The following is a 5992-nucleotide window of genomic DNA, read 5'->3' on the forward strand; positions in this document are numbered from 1 at the left end:
GAGGTCGGCGGCGCCGACCTCGACTGCGGCCGGGTCGTGCGCGCGCCCGACGTGGGCCGCGAGGCGGCCGGTGCCGTCGGCGTGGAGCGCCTGCTCGCCGAGCGAGCGCCAGGCGCCGCCGTCGCCGAACGTCGCGGCGACGACGTCGGAGAGGTGGTGCACCGCGACCGGGTCGTGCGGGTCACCGAGCACGGCCTCGGTCGCCAGCGCGAGCTCGACGCTCCCGACGCGTCGCAGCCGGTCCACGACCCCGCGGTGGGCGGCCGACGACATGTCCCAGTAGTCCACCGCGGCCTCCTGCAGCCGCGGGTCGGCGACGAGGACGACGCTGCTCACGACGGCGTCGACGACGTCGCCGCGCGGACACGAACCGGCTCCGAGCACGTCGCTCATGCGCGGCTCACCCGCAGCGGCGCGACGACGCCTCCGACGACCGCCCCCCACGGACGCTCCTGCACCCGCGCGCGGAAGGTCAGCGGCAGGTCGAGCGCGTCGGCCGGGGCGTCGACCCCGAGCGACTCCCACGGGAACACGACGGCGAGCTCGTGCCCGTCGCCGCGCGCGGTGCACAGCTCGACGCGCGGGCGCGGTCCCGTCTTGTCGCTCGAGTAGTCGGAGAACTCGTGGGTCCCGTCGAGCGGTCGGTAGAACAGCTCGTAGCGATACGTGCCCGTGGCCCAGCCGAGGGCCGCCATCTGCTGGTCCTCGAGCGCCGGGAAGTGCGCGGTCGCGTGCAGCCCTTCCGGCGTCGCGGACAGCTCGGCCCGGATCGACCCGAGGTCGCCGCCGAAGCGGTGGAAGACATAGCGCCCCGCGTGGTCGTCGTCGGTCGCGAGGAACGACAGCGCCGCAGTGCCGTCGGAGCCCAGCACCACCGGGTCCGGTCCGAGGAGGTCCGCGAGGTCCTGGTGGTCGGCGTCCGACGCGACGAGGTCCGCCGCCGCCCAGGGCAGGCTGACGGGGAACCCGGCGTCGATGCCGTCCCACCAGAGGTTGCGCGGGAACCAGTCGCGGATCGCGGACGACGCGCCCAACACCGGCTCGAACGGGTCCTCGCCGAACAGGTCGAGGTGCAGGCGACGGGCGAAGTCCGTGACGAGCCCGGCGTCGAACCGTTCGTGCAGCGTGCGGAAGACGTCCGTGTCGAACGAGCCGAGCGCGAGGTAGTCGCGCATCTGGGCGAGCTCGACGAGCCGCACCGTCGCCCACGGCAGCGGCTGCGTGTTCATCGCGAAGCCGACGTACACGTGCGCGCACCGGATCAGCACGGACATCTCGGGGCCGAGCACGTCGATCTCCTGCGCCTCGCCGGTCCCCGGGGCCAGCAGGTCGACCAGGTCGTCGTACGTGACGCTGGAGATCGAGAACGGCGTGCGCAGCTCGCAGCGGCCGGGGGTGCCGAGGACGTCGACCGCCGACTCCGCCAGCTGCGACGGCATCCCGGTCACGATGTATCGGGCGTGCACCTCGACGTCGTCCATGTGCGCGAAGACGTAGGGGTGCTCCTCGCCGTGGAAGTGGAAGCCCGACCCACCGGTCGCCTCGACGGCGCGCGCCACCTCGGTGGGGTCGGCACCGAGCACGTCGATGTCCCAGCTGAACGCGGCGTGCGCCGGGTCGCCCGTCAGGGCGTACAGGCCGAAGCCCTTCACCGGCACGAGGCCGGGACCACGCCCCTCGTGGTGCAGCGAGTCGCGCACCGTGCGGAACAGCGCGATCTGGTCCCGCACGCGCGCGACGACCTCGTCGTGTCCGGCCGCGACCCGTCGCCGCAGCGTCTCGGGCGCGTCCACGGCCTCGTCGTCGAGGCGGCGTAGGAACCGGCCCTCGAGCCTGTGCTGGCGCAGGGCGCGGACGAGCACGTCCTGGTCGATCCCAGCCAGGTCCGGCGTCTCGGCTCCTCCCGCCGCCCACAGCAGCGCACGGCGGATCCCACTCAACGACGACAACGGCGCCTCCACGTCTCGGCCGGCGTCAGTGCCGGGCTCAGGCAACGGGCCGAGACGCTACGCACGGTCACGGAAGGCGGTCAATCGCGTGAGAATGTTTTAATCCACGCATATCGGACACGGAATTCGTGCGTCAAAAAGCGTCTCGCGCTGCCCTGGACGCCCGTCTAGGCGTCGTCCGAGAACGGGGCGGGTCAGGCGGGCCGCGACGCGCCGAAGGCCGGTGATCATGCCGCAGCGCACGGTCCGACGACGGGGCGACCCGACCATCTCGGATCGTCCTCGATCGCGTCGTCGGCCGTCGACGGGACCGGCGGACGGGCCTCGCGCGACCCGACGAGCCAGTCCGCATGTCGGACAGTCCGGCGACCTGGTTGCGCGACCGGCCGTCGACGCCGATCATCCGCCGCCGGTGGTCGCCCGCCGGCGGTCAGCCCCGCTCCGGCGGCTCCGCGGTGTGCCGCAGCAGCCGGTCGACGAGCGTCGGCCATGCCCGGCGCGGTGGCACTCCGTGACCCGCGTCCGAGACCACCAGGAGCTCAGCGCCGGGGATCTCGTCCGCGAGCGAGCGGCCGTGCGGCAGGGGAAACATGGGGTCGTCGGCGCCGTGCACGACGAGCGTCGGGACGCGGATCTCCCCCAGCCGGTCGCGCCACGACGGCCCGCCGTCCATGATCCCGTGGTTGGTGCGCGACCGGATGTCGGTGGCCCGCGCGACGGTCCGCTCGGCGATCGCACGCTCGACGTCGGCGTCGAAGCCGCCGCGCTGGAACGGCCGCTCCTCCTCGACGAGGTAGGCGACGACGGTGGCGCCGTCGGACCAGTCCGGCTCGGGCGGCGACGACGCGAACAGGTCGGGGTCGAACGACGGCAGGTCGTCGGCCTCGCGACCGGGTACGCCGGGGGTCGCGCTGACCAGCGTGAGCGTCCGCACCCGCTCGGGGTGGTCCAGGGTGACGAGCTGCGCCGCCGCACCGCCCATGGACAGTCCGACGAGGTGCGCGGCCGGCACACCCTCGACGTCGAGCACGCCGACGAGGTCGTCCGCGAGGTCCGGCAGCCCGTACCCCGGCTCGCCGGGCGGCCACGTCGCCGACCGACCGGTGTCGCGCCAGTCGAGCCGGATCACGCGCCGCTCCTGCGCGAGCCGCTCGACGAGCGCGTCGGGCCACGCGTCGAGCGAGCACGCACCGCCGTGCGCGAGCAGCAGCACCGGCGCGTCGGGCGGACCGGTGACGTCGAGGCACAGCGCGACGCCGCCGACGTCGACCACGCGCTCGTTGCGGCTCACCTCCCCATCGTGGCGGGGGGCACCGCGTGCGTCGACCGGCGCCCCGCTCCCGCACGCGCCGGCTACCTCAGCCGCGCGAGCGTGCCACCGACCGGGCGATGCGCTCGGCGTCGAGGCGCAGCTCGCGGAACATGCCGCTGATGGGGTTGGTGTAGCCGGTGAAGTACAGGCCCGGCCGGGCCGGCCGCGGGCCGTGCGCACGCGGCAGACCGCGCGCGTCGAGGACGCCCAGGTGGCCGACCAGCGGTTCGAGACCGCGTCGGTAGCCGGTCGCCGCGATCACGACGTCGGGCTCGACGCGTGTGCCGTCGGCGAGCACGACCTTCGTGCCCTCGAACGACTCGACGGCAGCGACGGGCTCGATCGCGCCCGACTGCACGCCCGCGATCAGCCCGACGTCCTGCAGCGGCACCGAGCCCTCGAGCACGCGCGAGTACAGGCCGGTCGTCGGGCGGGGCAGCCCGTGGGCAGCCAGGTCGGGGACCTCGACCCGCGCGATCAGCCGCGCGGTCGCGTCGACGAGCGGCACGGGCAGGTGACGCACGACGATCCCGGTGCCCTGCGCGGGCCAGCCGAGGTTCGAGCGCCGGACGATGTGCGGCGGCGTCCGGACCGCGAGCCGTACCCGCCCGGCGCCACCCTCGACGAGGTCGACCGCGATCTCCGCGCCGGTGTTGCCCACGCCGACCACGAGGACGTCGCGGCCGCGGTACGGCTGGGCGTTCCGGTAGGAGGAGGCGTGCACGACCTCGCCCGGGAACTCCGCGACGCCCGGCCACGCGGGCGGCACCGGGGTGTGGTTGTAGCCGGTCGCCACGACGACCGCGCTCCCTTCGACCGTCCCGTCCCCGGCGGTGCGCAGCCGCCACCCCGCGCCCGCCCGCTCGACGCGCTCGACCGCGACCCCGGTCCGCACCTCGAGCCGGTGGTGGTCGGCGTACTGCTCGAGGTACCGGACGACGTCGTCGCGGGCCACCCACCGGCCGTAGGCCCGCGGGATCGGCAGCCCCGGCAGCGACGACCAGCGGCGCGTCGTGTGCAGGTGCAGCCGGTCGTAGTGACCGCGCCACGAGGCGCCGACCGCGGACGACCTCTCCACGACGACCGCGTCGACCTTCCGCGCCCGCAGCGCGGCGGCGACGGCGAGCCCGCCGGGCCCCGCGCCCACCACCAGAACCGGCCCTGCCACCATCCGCCGACCTCCTCCTCGAGTCACGGGCGGCCCAGCGTTCCACGCGTCGGGCCCCGCCGCCAGCCTTTCCGGACGGTTGTCCAGGTCGTCAGCCGGCCGGCCGAGCACGCACGCCGCCCTGCGTCGGGCAGGAGCGCGAGCGTCGCAGCACCCGGGCCGACGCGCAGCGGGCTCCCGACCCGCGCGTCAGACGGCCCGCGACGTCCCTTGCGCGCTGCCTCCTCGCCGGGCCACGCTGTCAGGGCCCGTGCGGCTCGGCTCACGCCGACGCCGTCGAGGGGGGCGTCGTCGCCGCCCGCGGATGAGGAGGCCGTCCGTGGTCGCTCTGCTGGAGCACCAGCTCGCAGTGCCCGCTTTCCGTGTGCCGCTCGCCCGGCGTCCCCGGCTCGTCCGGGCGCTCGACGACGCGTCGTCCGCGCCGCTCACCCTCGTGAGCGCGCCGGCCGGCACCGGCAAGACCGTGCTGCTCGCGTCGTGGTTCGCCGACGGTCGCGCCGGACCGGGAGCCGCCTGGGTGTCCGTCGAGAGCGGCGACGACGCGACCGGCCGGTTCTGGCGCTACGTCGAGGCCGCGCTGGTGCGCGCGGGCGTCGGCATGCCGCCGCGTCGTGCCGCGTCGCCCGACGTCGTGATCCGGCTGGCGACCGCGCTCGCGTCGGCACCGCGCCCGGTGCTCCTCGTCGTCGACGCCGCCCACCACCTCGCGCCCGCGACCGTCGGCGATCTCGACCGCCTCGTCCGCCTGGCCGACGGCCGGCTGCGCCTCGTGGCCGCGACGCGTCTCGTCCCGCTCCCGCAGGTCCTCGCCCGCCGGCTGAGCGGTGACGTCGCGGAGGTGGGCCGAGCCGACCTCGCGCTCACCGACGCCGAGGTCGCCGACGTGTGCCGCGGTACCGGTCTGCGTGGCCGGGACGTCGCCCGGCTCGTGGAGCGCACCGAGGGCTGGGCCGCGGCCGTCCGGTTCGCGGCCCGGGCGGCCGCACGGACCGACGACCCGGCGCACGCGGCCGCCGCGGCGTGGTCGGGCGTCGACGGCGAGTTCGCCGCCTGGTTCTCGACCCACGTCCTCGGGACGGCACCGCCCGAGGTGCGGGGGGCGCTGCTGCGCAGCGCGGTCGCCGACCGCCTGCGACCAGGTCTGTTCGACGCGCTCGTCGGGGACGCGTCGGGCTCGCTCTTCACGCAGCTCGTCCGCTCGGGTGCGTTCGCCCGGGCCACGGGCACCGCGGACGAGTTCCAGGTCGGTCCGCTCGTCGCGAACCTGCTGCGCGTCGAGCTCACGGCACGGACACCGGAGCTCGTGCCCGCCCTGCACGTCACCGCAGCTCGCTGGTGCGCCGAGCACGGGGCGACGACCGAGGCGCTCGACCACGCACGAGCCGCGGGCCGCTGGCGCGAGACGACCGAGGCCGTCGTCGGCCGGCCGGACTTCGGGACGCTGCTGCTCGCACCCGGCGGGACGACCACCCCCCTCGCGGCGGCGCTCGCCGCAGTCCCGCCCGACGCGTCGCACGAGGCCAGCCGCGTCGCGCGCGCCGCCGGCGCCCTGCTGCGCGGCGA

5 protein-coding genes are annotated in these 5992 nt (G+C 75.8%); 1 reads left to right on the top strand and 4 read right to left on the bottom strand.

Annotated features, from left to right (window positions below; genetic code table 11):
* The 4 genes from CTKZ_RS21620 to CTKZ_RS13925 form a co-directional block, all read right to left on the bottom strand.
* Window positions 1-393, bottom strand: a 393-nt coding sequence (locus CTKZ_RS21620; RefSeq protein ID WP_200829753.1) for a hypothetical protein, incomplete at its 3' end; no start/stop codon positions are given.
* Window positions 390-1949 carry a nucleotidyltransferase family protein gene (locus CTKZ_RS13915; RefSeq protein WP_160142904.1) on the bottom strand — a complete coding sequence of 520 codons (1560 nt, stop codon included), beginning with the start codon at window positions 1947-1949 and terminating at the stop codon, window positions 390-392. The genes CTKZ_RS21620 and CTKZ_RS13915, both read right to left, overlap by 4 nt.
* A 430-nt stretch (window positions 1950-2379) precedes the next feature.
* Window positions 2380-3240, bottom strand: a complete 861-nt coding sequence (locus CTKZ_RS13920; RefSeq protein ID WP_124343509.1) for an alpha/beta fold hydrolase — start codon at window positions 3238-3240, stop codon at window positions 2380-2382.
* 67 nt (window positions 3241-3307) lie between these two features.
* The gene (locus CTKZ_RS13925; protein ID WP_124343510.1) at window positions 3308-4432 is read right to left on the bottom strand and encodes a flavin-containing monooxygenase; all 1125 of its coding nucleotides are present in this window, start codon (window positions 4430-4432) and stop codon (window positions 3308-3310) included.
* Window positions 4433-4748: 316 nt separating this feature from the next.
* On the opposite strand from CTKZ_RS13925, the gene CTKZ_RS13930 reads away from it, so the two are divergent.
* On the top strand, window positions 4749-5992 hold a 1244-nt coding region (locus CTKZ_RS13930), incomplete at its 3' end, for a winged helix-turn-helix domain-containing protein (protein WP_503825972.1).

The sequence above is a fragment of the Cellulomonas algicola genome, assembly GCF_003851725.1.
In the GTDB taxonomy this organism is placed as follows: domain Bacteria; phylum Actinomycetota; class Actinomycetes; order Actinomycetales; family Cellulomonadaceae; genus Cellulomonas; species Cellulomonas algicola.

Bases quoted from the DNA above. Each gene is read 5' to 3' on its own strand.
- CTKZ_RS13925 (WP_124343510.1), bottom strand. From the start codon at position 4,432: ATGGTGGCAGGGCCGGTTCTGGTGGTGGGCGCGGGGCCCGGCGGGCTC.